At 38.3% G+C, this 1,622-nt stretch carries 2 protein-coding genes; both read right to left on the bottom strand.

The window, feature by feature from the left end:
* Positions 1-103: 103 nt before the first annotated feature.
* A complete protein-coding gene (locus M5A78_RS24555; protein ID WP_248737885.1) occupies positions 104-382 on the bottom strand; it encodes a hypothetical protein in 279 nt (92 codons plus the stop codon).
* 5 nt (positions 383-387) lie between these two features.
* Entirely contained in the window at positions 388-1,335 is a 948-nt protein-coding gene (locus M5A78_RS24550) for an IS110 family RNA-guided transposase (RefSeq protein ID WP_248737884.1), read from the bottom strand.
* Positions 1,336-1,622 lie beyond the last annotated feature (287 nt).

Raw genomic sequence — 1,622 nt, 5'->3', positions numbered from 1 at the left:
TTTTGTATGAAAATAACTTGGTAAAAATGCCATACGAAAGCAGGCCCTCCATCTATTAATTTTTTTTTGAAGAGCTAATTTATAATGTTTTATATATTATTATTTAGGCAGATTGTTGATCAGATTGAGTTATTTCATAGCCCATTTTCTTTAAATAGTTGATCATCAAAAGCTCTTTGTCCTTTACCGGTTTTTTTGCATAATCAGGGCCTAGTTCCTGATAAGGGATTCCCGTTTTAAGAATGTTGTAAGCTATGGTTAGAATCAAATGTGCGGAAGCAACGACTGCTTTCTTTTTCCCTTGTCTTTTAGCAATTCTTTTCCTATGGGCTGTAATTCTGTTATTTTGTTTGTTTATTGATAGCGCACATTCTACAGCCATTGTCTTTAACGCCTTATTCCCTTTTGTTGTTTTACTAGTTTTTTTTTACCGGCACTTTCATAGTTACCTGGGCACAAACCGCCCCATGAAGCAAAATGTTTTGACGATTTGAATACAGACATATCGACGCCCATTTCTGCAATAAAGGTAGCAGCTGCCTTCTGATTAACACCAGGAATTGTGTCCAATAACTCTACTTCCTTACGATAAGGAATTAAGACAGTATCGATTTGAACTTCCAGCTCTTCAATTGATTTTTCCAAATAAGTCATATGATCCCAATGGTATCGAAGCATGTCTCTATGGTGGCGGCGAATGCGTCCATTTATAGCTTGAGCTATTTCTTCAAGGCTCGCTCTTGACCGGTAATCTACCATACTTTGTAGGTCTAAAGTTTCTATTTTTTCACCATTCATAATGGCTTCCAAAATACGGCGGCCAGAAACGCCGAAGATGTCACTAAAGACAGAAGTAAGTTTAATGTTTGCATCTTGTAAGATTTTGTGGACTCGATTCCGCTCAGAAGTGCGAAGATGGATTAACTTCTTCCGATAGCGAGTCAAATCTCTCAAATCGCGAATATCCTCTGGTGGAACGAAGTTGCCTTCAATGAGACCACATCTTAAAAGTTTAGCCAGCCATTCGGCATCTTTTACGTCTGTTTTCCGTCCAGGAACATTTTTGACATGTCTTGCATTAGCGAGGACCAGATTGAAATTATCCTCAAGAATATTCCAAACGGGTTTCCAATATACGCCGGTGCTTTCCATAACGGCATCCGTAACTTCAAGTTTGGATAACCAATCGCTTAATGCTAGTAACCCAATTGTCGTTGTTGGAAAGGTTTCAATCGTTTTTACTGGCTTTTTATCCAATTCACCGGTTAAAGCACAAGCTACGACTGTTTCTTGATGTACATCTAGGCCTGCACATCTTTTAATCATTGCTTCCATAGTAATTCACCTCTTAAAAATGGTTAACAATACACGCGGCAGGAGACAATGGATAAAAGTTTTTGTATCCGTGATTGAATCACATTAAATGGTTCTTCAGCTGCCACAACCAGTTTTCTGTACAGGGTATTATTCATGATAATCCACCAAAAAAAGCTCAGCCTGGTTGTATTGTTGTACCTTTCATTTTGGTCAATCTAATGAGGAGCTAAACTAAACGTGGGTCGGAATCATTTTCATTTTAGATGGTGGTGACGAGGAACGAGTCACCATATGAGTTTTCTGTG

It is taken from the genome of Neobacillus rhizosphaerae (assembly GCF_937468385.1).
Taxonomy (GTDB): Bacteria; Bacillota; Bacilli; order Bacillales; family Cytobacillaceae; genus Neobacillus; species Neobacillus rhizosphaerae.
Note: the sequence above shows the minus strand (reverse complement) of the source record. Positions and strands in the feature narration are given on the sequence as shown.

Excerpts from the sequence above, each read along its gene's own strand:
- M5A78_RS24555 (WP_248737885.1), bottom strand. The coding sequence starts at position 382 with ATGGCTGTAGAATGTGCGCTATCAATAAACAAACAAAATAACAGAATT.
- M5A78_RS24550 (WP_248737884.1), bottom strand. The coding sequence starts at position 1,335 with ATGGAAGCAATGATTAAAAGATGTGCAGGCCTAGATGTACATCAAGAA.